Source organism: Rufibacter sp. JT3400010, assembly GCF_054956755.1.
In genome coordinates, this window is the sequence record NZ_JBUDXA010000006.1 from 239,772 (window position 1) to 257,089 (window position 17,318).

Annotated in this window: 17 protein-coding genes; 6 read left to right on the forward strand and 11 right to left on the reverse strand. The window is 49.2% G+C overall.

Features of this window, described 5'->3' with window-relative positions:
- Positions 1–424: 424 nt before the first annotated feature.
- Positions 425–2,341 (reverse strand): 1-deoxy-D-xylulose-5-phosphate synthase, encoded by a 1,917-nt coding sequence (dxs, locus tag ACY0JR_RS08770; protein WP_462633597.1) that lies wholly within the window; start codon positions 2,339–2,341, stop codon positions 425–427.
- A 445-nt stretch (positions 2,342–2,786) separates the two neighbouring features.
- Here dxs and ACY0JR_RS08775 point away from each other — a divergent pair, with 445 nt between their 5' ends.
- Positions 2,787–3,563: a segregation and condensation protein A gene (locus ACY0JR_RS08775; protein WP_462633598.1), complete on the forward strand. Its 777-nt coding sequence runs from the start codon at positions 2,787–2,789 to the stop codon at positions 3,561–3,563.
- Complete coding sequence (locus tag ACY0JR_RS08780; RefSeq protein WP_462633599.1) at positions 3,547–4,602, forward strand: lysylphosphatidylglycerol synthase transmembrane domain-containing protein; 1,056 nt, start codon at positions 3,547–3,549, stop codon at positions 4,600–4,602. Before ACY0JR_RS08775 ends, ACY0JR_RS08780 begins: the two co-directional genes overlap by 17 nt.
- 132 nt (positions 4,603–4,734) lie before the next feature.
- On the opposite strand, the gene ACY0JR_RS08785 is transcribed toward ACY0JR_RS08780, so the two are convergent.
- Entirely contained in the window at positions 4,735–5,640 is a 906-nt protein-coding gene (locus ACY0JR_RS08785) for a DUF1684 domain-containing protein (RefSeq protein WP_462633600.1), read from the reverse strand.
- A gap of 77 nt (positions 5,641–5,717) precedes the next feature.
- The gene (locus ACY0JR_RS08790; protein WP_462633601.1) at positions 5,718–6,863 is read right to left on the reverse strand and encodes a TonB family protein; all 1,146 of its coding nucleotides are present in this window, start codon (positions 6,861–6,863) and stop codon (positions 5,718–5,720) included.
- 487 nt (positions 6,864–7,350) lie between these two features.
- Here ACY0JR_RS08790 and ACY0JR_RS08795 point away from each other — a divergent pair, with 487 nt between their 5' ends.
- On the forward strand, positions 7,351–7,827 hold the full coding sequence (locus ACY0JR_RS08795; protein WP_462633603.1) for a hypothetical protein: 477 nt from the start codon (positions 7,351–7,353) through the stop codon (positions 7,825–7,827).
- Between the two features lie 118 nt (positions 7,828–7,945).
- Here the strand turns inward: ACY0JR_RS08795 and ACY0JR_RS08800 are convergent, their stop codons facing one another.
- Positions 7,946–8,365 (reverse strand): nucleoside-diphosphate kinase, encoded by a 420-nt coding sequence (locus ACY0JR_RS08800; RefSeq protein ID WP_462633605.1) that lies wholly within the window; start codon positions 8,363–8,365, stop codon positions 7,946–7,948.
- Positions 8,366–8,560: 195 nt separating this feature from the next.
- On the opposite strand from ACY0JR_RS08800, the gene ACY0JR_RS08805 reads away from it, so the two are divergent.
- Genes ACY0JR_RS08805 through ACY0JR_RS08815 form a run of 3 tightly spaced genes read left to right on the forward strand, consistent with a single transcriptional unit; the run spans position 8,561 to position 11,138 of the window.
- Entirely contained in the window at positions 8,561–9,571 is a 1,011-nt protein-coding gene (locus tag ACY0JR_RS08805; protein WP_462633606.1) for a DHH family phosphoesterase, read from the forward strand.
- 32 nt (positions 9,572–9,603) lie between these two features.
- On the forward strand, positions 9,604–10,605 hold the full coding sequence (locus ACY0JR_RS08810) for an FKBP-type peptidyl-prolyl cis-trans isomerase (RefSeq protein WP_462633607.1): 1,002 nt from the start codon (positions 9,604–9,606) through the stop codon (positions 10,603–10,605).
- Positions 10,606–10,616: 11 nt separating this feature from the next.
- The gene (locus tag ACY0JR_RS08815) at positions 10,617–11,138 is read left to right on the forward strand and encodes an FKBP-type peptidyl-prolyl cis-trans isomerase (protein ID WP_462633609.1); all 522 of its coding nucleotides are present in this window, start codon (positions 10,617–10,619) and stop codon (positions 11,136–11,138) included.
- A 430-nt stretch (positions 11,139–11,568) separates the two neighbouring features.
- Here ACY0JR_RS08815 and recO read toward each other — a convergent pair whose 3' ends face one another.
- The 7 genes from recO to ACY0JR_RS08850 form a co-directional block, all read right to left on the reverse strand.
- Positions 11,569–12,279 (reverse strand): DNA repair protein RecO, encoded by a 711-nt coding sequence (gene recO, locus ACY0JR_RS08820; RefSeq protein WP_462633610.1) that lies wholly within the window; start codon positions 12,277–12,279, stop codon positions 11,569–11,571.
- A gap of 85 nt (positions 12,280–12,364) precedes the next feature.
- Positions 12,365–14,680, reverse strand: coding sequence for a type IX secretion system anionic LPS delivery protein PorZ (gene porZ, locus ACY0JR_RS08825; protein ID WP_462633611.1), 2,316 nt, complete (start codon positions 14,678–14,680; stop codon positions 12,365–12,367).
- Positions 14,681–14,782: 102 nt separating this feature from the next.
- The gene (locus ACY0JR_RS08830) at positions 14,783–15,628 is read right to left on the reverse strand and encodes a geranylgeranylglycerol-phosphate geranylgeranyltransferase (protein ID WP_462633612.1); all 846 of its coding nucleotides are present in this window, start codon (positions 15,626–15,628) and stop codon (positions 14,783–14,785) included.
- 109 nt (positions 15,629–15,737) lie between these two features.
- On the reverse strand, positions 15,738–15,932 hold the full coding sequence (locus ACY0JR_RS08835) for a cold-shock protein (RefSeq protein WP_048919204.1): 195 nt from the start codon (positions 15,930–15,932) through the stop codon (positions 15,738–15,740).
- 111 nt (positions 15,933–16,043) lie between these two features.
- Positions 16,044–16,538 (reverse strand): KdsC family phosphatase, encoded by a 495-nt coding sequence (locus ACY0JR_RS08840; protein ID WP_462633614.1) that lies wholly within the window; start codon positions 16,536–16,538, stop codon positions 16,044–16,046.
- A gap of 77 nt (positions 16,539–16,615) precedes the next feature.
- Positions 16,616–16,855 carry a Fe-S cluster assembly protein IscX gene (gene iscX, locus ACY0JR_RS08845; RefSeq protein ID WP_462633616.1) on the reverse strand — a complete coding sequence of 80 codons (240 nt, stop codon included), beginning with the start codon at positions 16,853–16,855 and terminating at the stop codon, positions 16,616–16,618.
- Between the two features lie 106 nt (positions 16,856–16,961).
- Positions 16,962–17,291, reverse strand: coding sequence for a 2Fe-2S iron-sulfur cluster-binding protein (locus tag ACY0JR_RS08850; protein ID WP_181304673.1), 330 nt, complete (start codon positions 17,289–17,291; stop codon positions 16,962–16,964).
- Positions 17,292–17,318: the final 27 nt, after the last annotated feature.

Below are 17,318 nucleotides of genomic sequence, written 5' to 3' on the forward strand. Positions count from 1 at the left end.
TCCAATACGTTACTCTTCCCACCCAGTATAAAATACAAATAAGGATTATACTGAAATGCAACACAGCGCCCGCATAAAACAGCAAGCCTCTTCCTGATACTGGTCCCGCAGTTAAGTAATTCATTATAAATAAAAAACTTAAATACCAGATACAGCATAAAATACCCGAAGAAAGCAATATTGATTTTATCCAGAAACTTGGCATATTCATCTCAGTTTTTATTGAAAAGGTACTTCCATTTCCGGACTTTCTATAATCCAATAGTCATAAGTAGTTAATATTTCCACTGCTATCATCAGTAAGGCAGATAACTTCCTTTTATCTTTTCGGAATTCAGCTTCATTTCCAGAAATTAGCCTAAAACAAAAAGACCTCACAGGTTATGAAAACCTGTGAGGTCTGCTCTTATCAGTTTGAAGGTCTTTACACCCGCACGGCTACATCCATCAGTTCACGCACGGTGCGTTCAATGCCAGCGGGGTCAAAGCCGCAGAGGCGGTGCAGTTCCATTTGGGAACCGTGCTCCACAACCACATCTGGTATCCCGAGGCGTTTCACCTGCGCATTGTACCCGTTATCGGCCATAAATTCCAGAACGGCGCTGCCGAAGCCGCCTTGCAGGCAACCATCTTCCACGGTTACTACTTTGTCGTAGGTCTGGAAGATGTGGTGCAGCATTTCGGCATCTAAGGGTTTGGCGAAGCGCATATCATAATGCCCCGGACGCAGACCATCGCGTTTCAGGTTTTGGCAGACCTCTACGGCGTAGTTTCCTATGTGGCCAATGGTGAGAATGGCTACTTCCTCACCTTCCTGAATCACGCGGCCTTTACCTACTTCTATCACCTCCAACGGAGTGCGCCACTCGGGCATCACGCCTTCGCCGCGTGGGTAACGGATGGTGAAAGGTCCCATGCCGTCCTGGCTGGCGGTGTACATGAGGTTACGTAATTCCTGCTCGTTCATGGGCGAAGACACCACCATGTTAGGGATGCAACGCATGAAAGCAATGTCATAAGAACCATGGTGCGTCTGTCCATCGGCCCCGGCGAAACCGGCGCGGTCCAGGGTGAACACTACGTGCAGGTTCTGGAGGCACACGTCATGCACTACTTGGTCATAGCCACGTTGCATGAAGCTGGAGTAGATATTACAGAATGGCACCAATCCTTGGGTAGCCAAGCCCGCCGAGAACGTGACGGCGTGCTGTTCGGCAATGCCCACGTCAAAGGCGCGATCTGGCATGGCCTTCATCATGATGTTCATGGAAGAACCGCTCGGCATAGCCGGGGTCACGCCCATGATTTTCTCGTTCTTCTCGGCCATTTCCAGCAACGTATGCCCAAAAACGTCCTGGTACTTGGGTGGCTGCGGGGTAGTATGGTGTACTTTGTAGATTTCGCCGGTGACTTTGTCAAACAAGCCGGGCGCGTGCCACTTGGTTTGCTCTTTTTCGGCTAACGCGAACCCTTTTCCTTTCACCGTCACGCAGTGCAGGATTTTTGGGCCCGGTATTTTCTTCAGGTCTTTCAAGACCGAGGTCATATGATTCACGTCATGCCCGTCAATTGGCCCGAAATAGCGGAAATTCAGGCTTTCAAACAGGTTGCTCTGTTTCAGCAGCGTGGCTTTGATGCCGCTTTCCACCTTGGCAACAATCTGCTGGGCGTTGGGCCCAAACTTGCTGATTTTGCCTAAAATGTTCCAGATTTCGTCCCGCACTTTGTTGTAGGTGCGCGAGGTGGTGATATCAGTTAAGTATTCTTTGAGCGCGCCCACGTTGGGGTCAATGCTCATGCAGTTGTCGTTGAGGACAATCAGCAAATCGGCGTCTGAGGCACCGCCGTGGTTCATGGCCTCAAAGGCCATCCCCGCGGTCATAGAACCATCTCCAATGACGGCAATGTGGTGGCGGTCAAACTCTTTCTTGTATTGCGAAGCCACGGCCATGCCCAGTGCCGCCGAGATGGAAGTACTGGAGTGTCCTACGCCAAAGGCATCGTACTGGCTTTCTTTCCTTTTAGGAAAGCCAGAGATACCACCAAACTTGCGGTTGGTATGGAAATTATCTCTTCGGCCGGTCAGGATTTTGTGGCCGTACGCCTGGTGGCCTACGTCCCAAACCAGTTGGTCATACGGCGTGTTGAACACGTAGTGCAGGGCCACGGTCATCTCCACCACCCCTAAACTCGCCCCGAAGTGCCCGCCGTAAATAGACACATTGTCAATGATGAACTGCCGTAATTCCTGGCATACCTGCAGCAACTGGTCTTCGGGCAGTTGACGCAAATCTGCTGGCGAGTCAATCTTGGCCAACAGTTCTCCGGGTTCAATTATCATAGATGTGTGCTTGGGTGGATAGTATTGCAACAACGTACGCCGCTGAAAGTTTTAGCGCAGAGTCTATTTGAAATTTGTCTTTCGTAAACAAAATTCAACCAAGCTCTTATACGTAGCTACCTTCAGTCAAAAGGTAAAATTAAGAATTTTTTCTGAGAGGTTATTTTTTGTGCTACCCGCAGAGAGTTCATTTTTATTCTGATTCCTGAAAAACGGCTTTGAAACAACATAACCGCAGCTTTTAAGGCGGTACTTTCTGTTTTGGCTTATTCATAGAAACGGCGCAACCTAGGTTCCAAGTATTGGTTGCAAATTCCCTTCCTTTCTATGTTTTAGGTCGAAATTCCAGAAATCACCTCAAAAACAGGTTCTTCTGCGGCAAACGTTGGCAGATGGCGTTACTAATCCGTAATTTTGAAGCTAAACCAATGCCGTACCGCCACACGTGAGTTTTGAAATAAAGCTGTCGCTCTTTGAGGGCCCGTTTGATCTGTTGCTCTTCTTTATTGAGCGCGACGAGTTGGACATCCATGATATTCCCATCTTCCAGATCACCAATGATTTTGTGGGGTACATCAGGCAGTTGGAAACCATGAACATGGAGGTGGCCAGCGATTTCATTCTCACTGCCGCCACACTCATGCGCATTAAGGCCAAGATGCTGCTGCCCCGTTTTGAGAAAGACGAAGAAGGCAACGAGATTGACCCCCGCCAGGAACTGGTGCAGCACCTGCTGGAATACAAGCGTTTCAAAGAAGTATTGGGCGACCTGAGTCTGCTGGAAGACGTGCGCCTGCAACAGGAAGAACGCGGCAACACTGATGCCGAACTGAGCAAGATTGCCGCCAAACACCAACTGGAGTACGAGCTCAAAGACCTGAACCTCTACCACCTCATGCAGTCTTTCCACAAGGCCATGCAGCGGTACGAGGACGAACAGAACCGACCCAAACACACCGTAGTCACGTATCCCTACACCATAGACCAGCAACGCACCTATATCAAGAGCCGGGTGAGTGCGCAGGGCGAAGTGCATTTCACAGACTTGCTGAAGGCCTTCCCCGACAAGATTGGGCTAATCTTCAATTTTCTGGCCATATTAGACTTACTCCAGCTCAACGAGATTGGCCTGGAGATTGCCGATGGGTTCAATAATTTCCGTATTGTACCTTATTCTGAACACCAGCACCTGACAATCACTGACCATGGATCTGAATCGTAAGAAACTGCTCTCGTACTTCACGCCGCAACGCATTTTAATTCCCGTGGTGATTGGTTTGGGTGTAATCGGGTACATGTTCTACCGTGACAGCGCCTCCATGGATTTCACGCCGCTCTACAACGCCAAACCTTTCTGGCTGGTCATGACGGTGGTGGTGCTCATGGTACGGGACTTCGGCTACATTTACCGCATCAGGTACGTGACTGAGAAATTCCTGAGTTGGCGCAAAAGCCTGGACGTGATCATGCTTTGGGAGTTTGCCTCCTGCGTGATGCCTTCTGTAGTTGGCGGCTCTACTGTGGCGGCGTTCATTTTGAACAAAGAAGGCCTTAGTTTGGGCAAATCCCTGGCGTACGTGATGGTCACAGCCATGATGGACAACCTGTACTACATCATAGCCGTGCCGCTGGTGTTCCTGATTACCGCCGGCGATATTTTTCCGGAGGTTTCTGCCATGGAGTTTTCCGTCACCAGCAGCCTGGAGATTGCTTTCGGCATCAGTTACTTGCTTATCGCTTTTTACGCGTTCTTGATGGCGTATGGCCTCTTAATCAATCCTGTGGCGGTGAAGCGACTTTTCTTACGGGCCACTTCTTTCAGATTAACCCGCCGGTGGAGACCAGGTGCCTACAAAAACGGGAATGAACTGGTATGGGCCTCGCAGCAACTGAAGGGCAGTACGTTCGGGTACTGGATGAATGCCGCCCTTAGCACCGCCTTTGTCTGGACGGCCCGCTACTTTGTCATCAACTGCCTTATTGCTGCCTTCACAGATATCAGTTTCCATGACCACGTGCTCATTTTCTCGCGCAACATGGTCTACAAGATTGTACTGTTGGTAGCCGTAACCCCCGGGGGCGCCGGTATTGCCGAAGTCGCTTTCCCTACGTTCTTCGGGCAGTTTCTGGGCCGTTTTACCACGGTGATTGTGCTGTTGTATCGCGTAGTGACCTACTACTTGTACTTGATTCTGGGTTCTTTCTTCTTGCCCCGCTGGGTGCTGCGCGTGTTTGGCGAGCATCCGGAGGATGAGGAATAAATAAGTAGGAGGACAAGTTAAAAGAGATTTTTTGTCATCCTGCAAGGATCTTGGTGGCGAACGGCAGAAGCGCTCACACATGCCTTTCTGGCCCGCCCGCCAGGTCCTTACAAGATGACAGAGGAAAGAAAGTTATCTATTGTATCTGATATACAAGGGCATTCTATATCTAACGCTTACAGCCCGGCCATTTTGCACTCCAGGTTTCCATTTCGGCATTAAAAGTGCTACCCGCTTTGTCTCCGCAAACATATCTGGATGTACGGAGCTTATGCTCTCCACATCGCTTACAGTTCCATCTGGCCCCACCACAAAGGAGATTACTTCCGTGCCGAGCAGCTTCCCCTTTCTTACAGCTTTTGGCAATTTGAGCCTTTTAGAAAAAAACTCCATCATAGCTTGTTGACCACCGGGGTACTCTGGCATGCTCTCAGCATATATTTCATTATCACTTTCAGCATCCTTGCTCCCCTCCTTCTCATAATTTTTTACTCCTGCCTCCACGCGCACCGGCAGTTTGTTTTCTTTAGGCGGAATGGGACAGGAATAACCATCGCCGTAGGCGCAGTACGGGTTATAGGCTCTATTAAAATCTACCCACACGCTATCGGTTCCCATAGGAATGGAGAAGTCTAAGTACCGGCCTGTTTCATACGTTTCCTGACCAGTGGTGGCATCGGTAAAAGGGATGAACAGGTACGTCATGTACTTGGGCTGTTTGATGAGTTCCTGGTTCTGGTACACATGCAGCTTTAACGGTTGGCCTTTCAGGCGGAAGTGCAGCTCTCCGTACTTTACATATTCTGGGTTTCGGGTACCCGTAGTAGGCATTTTGAAGATAGCTTCCTGGGCCGTGCGTACAAACCTGGCTTTTACGCGATAGGCTTCATCTACGGGAAAGTACGCTAGTCCTTTGAAGTTGGCTTTGGCTTCTGAGGTTAAAGGAGAGTCCTCGCCAAACTTGAACACGCTGTCTTCGTGGGCGCGATATGCGTTTACCTGTTGCTGATAGGTAGCAGTGGAAATTTGCTGACCCAAGCTAATAAAGGAGATGAGTAAGAGAAGAACGGCAAGAGGTAGAAAACGCGGAAGAAACATATTAAATAGGAAGGTTTTCAAAAACGGCGTACAGAACGTGTAGTTTTGATACGGTAGGGAACTGTAAAGGAGTAAGGCACCGGAACTCCGTCTTGGGTGGCCGGGTTCCATTTTGGCATCATTTTGACAACTCGCATCGCCTCTTTGTCTATAGCGTATGTCAACGATTTGACAACCTTCACGTCCTGTAACTCTCCGTTAATCCCCACCACAAATGAAATCACAACTGTTCCGTCAATTTCCTTTCTTACATCCTCAGAGGGCATCTTGAAAGCTGACGCCATAAACCGAAACATGGCCGCCTGACCACCGGGGAACTCAGCTGGTTTTTCCACTTTTGGGGCAGAAACTACGGTGGTGGGGTCAACGGGCAACAGGTACTCCTTGCGTAGCATGTAATTCAAGGCCTTCTCCTTCGTAGAAAACACAGTTCTGTTGTAAGACATCTTTTCCAGTTCAGTTAACGATGTAAGGAACGGCCATTTTTCTATTTCCTGGTCTACGTTGGTCTTGACAACGTTCTTGCCGGCTTGGTCATACAGGCGTCCTTTCTTGAAAACGCCGTTTTCATACTCCTCCTCAAAAATCTTTTTCCCATCTGGTTGCATAAACAGCCACTTGCCTGTTTTCTGCCCGTTTTCCCAATCTCCCTCCAAAAGCAGGTTCATGTACATAGTGCCTACGGCAATTCGGCTGGTGGTTTCCCAGCGCCCGGTGCCGTCTTTCACCACTGGTCGGCCTAAGAAATCATAGTATTCCAGCAGGCTATAGTTTTTGCTGGGCAGAAATTCTACCGTTTGCAGGGGTTTACCGTCTGGGTAATAGAACTTCCATTTACCGGCGGGTTCGTTTGCCACAAAAAAGCCGTGCCGGTCCAGGGTTTTGTCTGGATAGAAAAGCTGGAACGCTCCTTCTTTGCCTGTTTCCCCATATGTCAAATGGCGGTACGGATTGCCGTTGGGGTAGTAATCTGACACCGTTCCCTTGAAAACAAAGGCCACGGTATCTAGTGACGCCACCCTGATAAAGGCGGCATTGGGTTTGTTGGTGATAAGGCCATTCTCGTCATAGAAGATAGTGACCGGCACCGCCTGCGCGGCAGCCTTTTGCTGCTGAAGCAGACCAGCAAAGACCAACAGAAAACAGAGAAAACGAGCTCGCATGCAGGGGAATAAATAAGTAGATAGATTCTCAAATAGTAGAAACTTGGTTCGATTTTAGGTTAACTAGAATGCTTGCTTTTAATGTCTTTAGCGGAAAACAGACCTGAAATATGATTAGCTGAGAGCCTTGTCAGGGAGAAGGATTATTGCAGGCTTCCGGCTGTAAAAAAGCAAAGCATTGGAGCATTTGTTTACCGCCTTTTTTCTGAAAAACACCTCTAAAGAAGCTCTCCATTTTCAGGAAAAGATAAGATAGTTTCTCCAAGAATGGAACGTGCGGCAGGTAAAACTTTTAGCTAAACATAACCGCGTAGATGGCGGTTATGAAGGTAGATTACCGTAAAAGCCGCTGTTTCCCCACGTTTGGTAGCCGAAACGTAAATCTTTACGTATTTATCAAAGCCCATCGTACTTTTTCGCTCCTCAGAAAAAGCGTTTGTTCAGACTCCTTGGTACTTGCACACTCCAACCATTAAGAATGGAATCTATGGCAACCACCTCACCACAAAGCATTGGTATTAAGTACGGAATCCTTTCCGCTATTGCAATGATTGTCTATTACCTGGCAATCAATTTTATTGGTTTACAAGACAGCGAACTGATTCGCTTTGCCAGCAATATCTTCATCCTGATAGCGGTGATACTGGCCATTAATGCCCTTAAAAGAAATTATGATGCCCTGCACAGGCACCCGCCTTATCTCCCTGGGTTAGCCATTGGCTTCCTGGTGGGTTTAGTAGGCGCCGGACTTTATGCAGCCTTCATTCTTTTCCACGCTATTTTTCTTAATCCTGGCTATGCTGGGGTACTTCAAAACCAGGACTACTTCGGCTTCCGGTTGCCGCTTTTAATGGTGATGGGCTCGGTCGTGATTTTGGGTACTGCCGTTGGCGCCATGACCAGTTACATTCTCATGATGGCTTTTGACCGTTCGGGAGGCCAGTTTAACAACGCCAAATATTAACAGGACACATAAACAATGGTTTCAGGACCTCTTTCTGGAAACGGGCCCTAAAACACACCCACAAAAAAACGCCTGGCTTTGCAGCCAGGCGTTTTTGCTATCTTTTCTCTAAAAGAGCTTAGAAACGCTCGTCAGCGCCAAAGAAGAAGTCTCCTTCAATCTGGGCGTTCTCATCAGAGTCAGAACCGTGAACGGCGTTGGCTTCCATTGATTTGGCGTAGATCTTCCGGATGGTTCCTTCCTCGGCCTGGGCTGGGTTGGTGGCACCAATCAACGTACGGAAATCCAGCACGGCGTTGTCCTTCTCCAGGATCATAGCCACAATAGGGCCAGAGCTCATGTATTTTACCAGGTCGCCGTAGAAAGGACGCTCCTTGTGCACTTCGTAGAACTGGCCGGCACGCTCCTCAGAAAGGCGCGTTTTCTTCATGGCTACTACTCTAAAGCCAGCCTCTTCCATCATTTTGGTGATACCGCCAATGTGGTTGTCCTGCACGGCATCTGGTTTAATCATGGTGAACGTTACGTTTCCAGCCATTTTTCTTATTTGGTTATCGGTTTAAATAGGAGTTGAGCCCGCAAAAGTAGCATACTTTGAGCCAAAACCCATTTTGTACGGTAAAAATACCGGCATGTTGGGCTGTTCCCAGATTTTATTTGGTTTGTACCCGAATTCTTCAGAATTTTGCAGCTTGTATCCGCTATTTTTTTTAAAGCGGACCGTGAGTTTACAATGCAGCAAATCAACGCGCTAAAGGAGCTTTTAGAGTCTCCTAAGAAGATCATGATCACCACGCACCATAAACCGGATGCGGATGCTTTGGGGTCTTCACTGGGACTGGCCGGCTACCTTAAGAAAAAAGGGCACCAGGTGCAGGTGATTACCCCGTCAGACTACCCCTCTTTCCTGAACTGGATGAGCGGCAATGAAGACGTGCTGGTATATAGCTCCAAGACTGATGCTCAGGCCCAGGCCATCATCAAAGAGGCCGAAGCCATTTTCTGTCTGGATTTCAGTGCCCTCAGCCGTATCAATGAGCTGGGCGGGTACATTGCCCAGGCCACTGGCACCAAAGTGCTCATTGACCACCACCTGCAGCCCGAAGACTTCGCCGACATCATGTTCTCAGACACTAACGCGGCCGCCACGGCGGAAATCGTGTATGAGGTCATTCGTGAGCTAGGTGATGAGAGCCTGATAGATGTGGCCATTGGGGAATGCCTCTACGCGGGTATTATGACAGATACCGGTTCTTTCCGGCATTCCAGCACCACCCGCAACGTGCACATGATTATTGCAGACCTGCTCCACAACGGCATTGACATCTGCAAAGTGCACCGCAACATCTATGACAGCTACTCAGAGACGCGTCTGCGCTTCTTAGGCTACGTGCTAAAAGACAAACTGACCGTAATGCGGGAATTCAATACCGCCTACATTGCCGTCACCGCCGAAGAACTGAAAGCCTATAACTCCCAGACCGGTGATACCGAAGGGTTGGTGAATTTCGCCCTTTCCATTGAAGGAGTTAGGTTCGCGGCCCTGTTCATAGAACGCCAGGAGGCGGTCAAAATCTCTTTCCGGTCAGTGGGCGACATCTCCGTGAACGAGTTCGCGCGGGCGCATTTCAACGGCGGCGGCCATAAAAACGCCGCTGGCGGAATCTCCTATGTTTCCCTGAACGAAACAGTTGATAAATTTGTGAGTCTATTACCGCAATACGCGGAACAACTGGTAAACTAAACCCTTAAAGACGCTTAATTAACTAAAAACCAATGTTCAAAAAATCACTGTACCTGCTGCCTGCTATGGCGGTGGCCGTTTTTTCCTTCTCTTGCAAAAACCTGGGCAAGGATGAATTTGTGAAAGCCCCTTCTGGGTTAGAATACAAACTCTATTCCCAGAACAAAGAAGGCGAATATGAGATCAAAGAAGCTAAAACCGACTCTGCCGCTTACAAAGCCAAGCTTGACAAAGTAATGAGCTTTGAGATGGAATACCGCAACGCCAAAGATTCTTTGCTGTTCAGCACCAAAGACAACGCAATGCCTATCCAGATCAAAATGGTGCCGTCTCCTAACAAAGGAAGCATTGAAGAAGCGTTCCTGATGCTGGACAAAGGCGATAGCGCCGTATTCAGAATCAACGCCGATACGCTGTTCGCCAAGACGTTCAGACAACCACTTCCTCCATTCATTGAGAAAGGCAGCTACCTGACCTTCTTCGTGAAAGCGATCAACTTACAGACCGAGCAGGAAGCCATGGCCGACTATCCTAAAATGATGGAGCGTCAGCAGAAAGAAATGGAAGCCCGTGCTGCTAAACAAGCTCCTATTGATGAGAAACTCATCCAGGACTACGTGAAGAAAGAAAACTTACAGGTACAGAAAACTCCTTCTGGCGTGTACTATGCTATTACCCAACCAGGTACTGGCCCTACTGCCACAGATGGCAAAGTGGTAAGCGTAAAATACAAAGGCACGTTGCTGAACGGCAAAGAGTTTGACTCTTCAGACAAATCTAACGGTGGCAACCCTATTGAATTCCCGTTAGGACAAGGACAGGTAATCAAAGGCTGGGAAGAAGGCATCAAGCAATTCAACAAAGGCAGCAAAGGCACCTTGTTGATTCCTTCTCCGCTTGGATACGGCTCTATGGCCCGTGGTGCAGATTTACCTGCTAACTCTGTCCTGCGGTTTGATGTGGAATTAGTAGATATCAAAGATGCTCCGGCAGCACCTGCTGGCCCTATGGGTCCTGCTGGCCCAGGCATGTAATTCATACGTGTATGCAACAGTTAGTGAAAATAAGTAGTTTGTGGAAATGGATGCTGGGACTGTGCTTACTCTTCACTTTTTCTTGCGAAGAGCAGTACGACCCTTATGATCCCTATGCCAACTTTGACCATGAGGCCCAAGCTAAATTGGAAGATGAGATCATTACGGCTTATCTTACGCAAAACAACATCACAAACTTCACCAAAACTGCCTCGGGACTTTACTATATAAAGAAAGAAGCAGGTACTGGCGACAAACCTACGGCTGGTACCCAGGTAGAAGTGAACTACATAGGTAAGTTTATCCAGGGAGGTCAGAAGTTTGATTCTTCTTATGACCGGGCGCAAACCTTTAAGTTTACGCTGGGCCAGAAACAAGTGATTCCCGGTTGGGATGAAGGGGTGGCCCTCATGCAAAAAGGAGAGAAAGCGTTGTTCCTGATTCCTTCTCGTTTGGCGTATAGCCTTAGAGGAAATGGAAACATCCCGCCAAACACTCCTATCATGTTTGACGTGCACCTGATCAACTTCTAACGGTTGTAAAAGCATAAGACAAAAAAGAAGGGCCTCCTACATTAGGAGGCCCTTCTTTTTTGTCTTATCTGAAAGGAGTGCCTGTGACTCCCCCACTCCTAAAAGGCTGCTGTGCCGTACCCGTACTGCCATTGCGCCAACCAACCTTTGCGTTCTAAGGCTATTTTGCGGAAAAGAGCTCTAAAAGGTACTGGCACAGACACTCGTAGGAGCTGCGCACAGGACGAGGTCTTTGGAGCTGTTTTACAGAAAACAGGTGAAAAACGCGAAAACTTGTGCAGTCTCTAAGATATCACAAGTTTACAAAGCACTGGCGCGAGACTCCAGTCTCGTGACAAAAGATGATGCGAGTCTCCAGACTCGCCGGGAACCACCAGCAGACTCGCAGGCAATATAAAAGCAGCGTTCCTACCCCTACCCGCAAAATCTGCTAGTCACTCAAAACCTCTGACAGCACAGACAAAGACTTGATTTCCCCCAGTTGGTCTACATGCAGTTGGAAGTAGCGCACCAGCAATTGCAGCAGTTCGCGGCGTACTTTCCCGTTGGGGAGTTGAGCGGCCTCGGCATCTTTGATGACCTCTTTGAGGTAAGGCTCCAATTGCTGCAATTGCATGAGATTGTTTGCTACCCCACTTGTACCGCTGGTCTCAAACGCTACTTGGGTAATCACCTCTTCCGCCGAGGGAACGCCAAATCCCAGGTAATTGGCTAGTTGTATCAGAAAAGCCAGGTGGAAGTTCTCAAACCCGGTTTCCATTTGGTCAAACAACAGAATGGCGTGGTGCAGAAAGTGAAACAAGGGCCGGTTTTCCTCTTCTTCCCGCACCGTTCTGGAAACCATCTCAGATAAGAACAGCAGGATGCTGCTCTTCCTAATGTCATACGGAACGGTGGAAAACGGATGGCTGCATTTGTACTCAGAAATACGGGTAAGGCCTCCTTTCCCCGACGGATATACCACCATATCCAACAAGGTGAAAGGCTGGAACAGAGCAATCCGCGAGGCACTCCCCTTCTTCCTCACGCTGTTCACAATGTAACTCTGCAGCCCCAGTTCCTCTGTGTAGATGCGGACAATAATGGAAGACTCTTTGAATTTGATGAAGTTCAGGACAATACCACGGGTTTTTACCAGCATAGATGGGTCTTAATTTCTGATTCCTGATACGAAGACGCGCTAGTCGAAGATCGCCTCACATTCTTCAAGGATAGCCAAAAGATGTTTACTGCACAGCTATTTTAGTCATGCATGTCTGTGTTCCGTCAGCGGAAGAGGCGAAGACCAGGTACACGCCGGGTTTGGCTTTGCGGCCGTTATAATCACGCCCGTGCCAGGCAAAGGTGCCGCCCGCTGCTTTGCCTTCAAACACCAGGAACCCGGCTACGTCTGTGATCTTCACCCAACCATTATCAGGCACTCCAGAAATACCAATGTTCCCAGTGAACCCGGTGCGCACGGGATTAGGGAAGACCTGCAGGCAATTCTTGTTTACTGTTTCGGTGCGGGTAGCAGTTCCTCTGAAAACTGCAATGCCGCCTTCGGTCCCAATCAGCACCTCACCGGTGGAATGATCTACGGAAATGTCTATGATCTTATCAGACGGCAAAGGGCTGTTTTTAATGGTGAAGTTATGGATCATCTCTTCGCCTGTTTCATTGAAAAGCCACAGACCGGTATCGGTACCAATCCATTTGCGGTTACCGCCGTCAACGGCAATGCTTCTGATCACTTGCCCTTGCAGCAACGGGCGGCGTTCATAGATGGGCAGATAGGCCCCCGCGTAGGAAGAGGTAAAAATATCTGGGGTACTGCTGAAGACCGCTACCCCGTTGTTGGTGCCCGCCCAGACTTCGCCTTGCAGGTCTACCGCTAACGTAAACACTTGTTTGCCCGGCAAACCACCCTGTCCGGCTCCGCCAATGTACGCGTACTTAGCGGAAAGATCGTCATAGACAATCATGCCGGCATCATTGCCATTGGTACTGATGGTGATCCATTTGTAGCCGCTGTCATCCACTACCACCTTGTCCAGCCCGCTACCTAAGTTGTAGCCTGAAAAAGGGTGCGACTTCCAGGTGCCATCCGGCTTCAGTTCGAACAACCCTGGTGCATTCGCTAATTGGTTTCTGTTGGTGACCCACACACTACCCGCTGCATCAATGGCAATCCCCGGCACTCTTATAAAGTCTCGGTCACTCGCGCCAAGAGCGCTCAGAAGAGGACTATTGGTGTTGTTGTAGAGTTTGACCTGGTTCAGGTTGTCCCACTCCAGCAAGCCCGCTCCGTAGCTGGCAATGTATAACTTCCCGTTTACCGGGTTTCGGCGCGCCATGACCAAATCTCTGGCGTTTGGGGGAAACTGGCCGCCGCTGGCCACATTGTAACTGGTCCATTGGCCGTTCTGGTACTGGTAGAACCCCGCCGTGGAAGAACGTTGCAGATAGCCCTGGCTGTAGCCCCCACCTAAGACGGTGAACAACCCTCGTTCGGCATACACACTAAACACATCTACAAAAGCCGGACCGTTGGGCACGTGGGCAATAGCTCCGGCGGTAGTCACCTGCACCAATCCTTTCTCATAACTAGCCGCCCAAACACCGCCCGCTCGGGCAGGAATGGCCATGCGCAGGTTCTGAAACAAAGGCTGAACCAGGCGGGAAGCTTGTCCCGTGGGAAAAACCTCCAGCACTTCCTGTACTCCCGAGATCAGCAACCTTTTCCCGTTGGTTTTCATGGACCTAAACTGATGATCCTGCGTGGAAAAGCTTGCTTTGCTCCAGGTACTTCCGTTAAACCGATATACCCCGGTTCCATTTACACCGGCGTACACGCCACCTTCAAAAGCAGCCATGGTTTTGATAGCGTCTGCGCTTGTCCCGAAAGGCAGCCCGTGGGAGGCATCAAACCGGCGCCAACTACGAAAATCCAGTAGGTTGGGGTTGTTCAGGTTCGCGGCCATCAGGCCATTGGAAGAGGCAATGTACAGGCTGTCATGCAAGACAGTGGAAGAGAACACCTGCACGGCCTCGCCCTGGGCACCCAAATTGCTGTAAGTGTCTTTGATTTCCAGCTTCACCAGATCTACCACTACCAGCCCGAAGGAGGTAGACACGTAGGCCTTTTTGTCATGGGTATAGAGATGATGGATGATCTTGGCCCCCGTCATAGGTTTGCGGAGGAGCTCCGTGAGGTTATGTACCTTTCCGTCCTTGAGTAGATCTAGGTTGGTATTCTCATAGGCCACTACCAGCGTAGCCGTTACAGAGTCATAGGTGAGCGTAGTGAGGTTGACGTCACTGAAGCCATCTCCGCGGGAGAGTTTCTGGAGCGTATTGTCTTCTTTGAGCAAGCGGAAAAAACCGTCTTCCGTAGCACAATACACCGAAGAAGGCGTTTCTGCCACCGCTTTGGCCCGGTGGTTGGGCACATGCACCTGCCACCCGCCCAGCGGCAGTTGACCTGATTGGGCATTAACTCCCAGGCTCCACCAAAGAGCGCCCAGCACCATTACACACCTGACTATCTTTGACAGCGTCATACTCAAAGGTACACAGATTCAGCCTGTTTTTGCTTTGTTTTCCCTGAAACACGGGTAAAACGAGTGCCTCGCCTTTCCATTGCTCTTCTGGTTTAGGTTGGCTTACCGCAGCACCATCATAGAGCAGATGCCCACTACCATAATGGCTTTACAAAGCCTACTCAACTGCGCGTATTCCTTTTTCCTATCGGCGAAGAAGATCTGCCGGAGCAGGACGAACGTGGGCAGCACCACCCCCACAAAAAGATAAACCAGAAACAACGGCTCCTGCAAACGATGGAGCATGACGAAGCCAGTATAGATCAGGAATAGCCCTATTAGGAGATACAAGATCCACTTGGTCTGCGGCAAACCCAAGACAATGGGAAGCGTGCGGCACCGGAAAGAGGCATCGCCGGGCACGTCTTCCATGTCTTTGATGATTTCGCGCACTAATGAGATAAGGAAGGCAAAAACGCCGTAAGCCCAGGCCGCCAGTGATGGTTGCCCGGCCTGCAACGGCACCACCAACACCATCACCGCCGACAGCAGCGCAATGGTGAGGTTTCCAATGAACGGACGTTTCTTAAACTGCGCCGAATACCCCCACAGCAGCAATGCCACGCCCAGCAGCACCGCCCCAATGCGCCACCCTATCAACACGCCCAGCAACACGCCCGCCGCAGACAGATACAGGTGAATCATCATGGCCTTGCGGCGGGATAGGGCTTTGCCCACCACTACCCTCTCTGGCTTGTTGATCAGGTCAATCTTGACATCATAATAGTCATTGATAATGTACCCCGCGGCCGCAATGCAAAGGGTGGCCACCACCAGAATAGCGAATGGCCAGGACAGCGCCTCCAGAAACGACCGTTCCGGAAAGACCAGGAACTTACGCACCATGAGTTGAGCCAACAGCATGATAATCAGGTTGGGAAACCGAATAAGAGCTAAAAATTGCTTCACAGGGATTGATAGAAAGCGGAAGTTACGGTTAAAAATCCACCTATAAAAAAAGCCCCTGTTCCAGGGGCTTTTCAATGAGAATGCAAAATGAGTATGATGCGTAGAAGTGTTAGATTTTCTTCACGTTTACCGCGTTGATACCTTTCTTACCTTCTTTGGTGTCGAACTCTACTTTGTCGTGCTGTTGGATCTGGACACCATTGAGGCCGGTAATGTGAACAAAAAAGTCCTCGTTGGTGGCTTCTTCTGTGATAAAGCCGTAGCCTTTGGATTCGTTGAAGAATTTAACAGTTCCTGTTTTCATAAAAATTTAAAAATTGAAATAATGAATGATTCTGTAAATATAGGATTATTATACAAAAAGCAAACTTTATTTATAAATTTTTGAAAAACAGGCGTATAAATACGGTTTCTATTACCAACGTTTCTGCAGCTTCATGACCATCTCTATCAATTCGCGCACTGCTCCTTTACCGCCCTCGGCGGTAGCCACGTACTGCGAAATGTCACAGATGTCTATGGCCGCATCGGCGGGGCAAGCCGAAATGCCGCAGTGTTGCATCACTTCCAGGTCTGGCATGTCATCGCCCATGAACACTACCGTTTCGGGATCAATTCCGTAATAATAGACGTAATTCTGAAAAGTATCCAGCTTGTTTTCTGAGCCCAGGTAAATGTCTTTCACATCCAGAGATTCCAGCCGTTTGCGTACACCCGGCTCATTGCGGCCCGAAATGATGGCCACGCGGTAGCCTTTCTTGAGGGCGTGCCTGATGGCGTAGCCGTCTTTGATGTTGAACGCCCGCGCCTGCTCTCCGGTAGAGAAGCACAGCAGGCTGCCGTCTGTCAAAACGCCATCCACGTCAAAGATAAACGTGGTGATATTCTTGAAGTCAGGAAGTGCTTGCATGGTTAGGACATCAGAAAGAGAAACTCAAACTAGGTTATTACGCTATTTTAGCAAAAATAAGGCGGAAATGCGTGGGGTTATTGGTTATCGCGCCACTCATACACCCACTTGGCCTGAATTTGCTCCAGGTGACCTTCAGTGGCTTGCTCGCGGGTTCCTTCAAAGTTGGGCAGACTCAACACCCATTCCAGCAGATCTGTGAACCGGATGCGGTAGATTTTGTTTTCGCCAAACTCATCTCCAAATTTCTCATATAGCGCCATGGCAATGTCTTCATGGTCGCCCCACTTCATAGGTGGTTCGTATAGATTACTCATTCTTTTTATAGTTGTTAGTTGTTGGTTGTTAGTTGTCAGTGGTTAGCTAGTAGAGAAGCCATGTTTGGGTTTTCTCTCTACTCCTGACAACTAATAACTATACAGATTAATGGCCTAAGAAATCTTGTTTGGGTATGGTAATGACCAGATCCTGACCGCCCTGCACCACGCACTGGCAGGCTAACCGGGAGTTGATACGGGGATTTACGGCACGGTCAATGAAATCTTCCTCAGCATCAGTGATCTCAGGGAGGTCATCCATGCCGGTTTCTACGTAGATGTGGCACGTACTGCAACCGCACACGCCGCCGCAGTTGTGCTGTAACTGAATCCCGTTATTCAAGGCAACGTCCAGCACAGATTCGCCTTCGGCCCCCAAGTGGGTTTCGTCGGGCTTGCCGTCCATGAACTTATATGTGATATTTACTACTTTCATTCCTGTGGATTATTAAAGTGCAAAGGT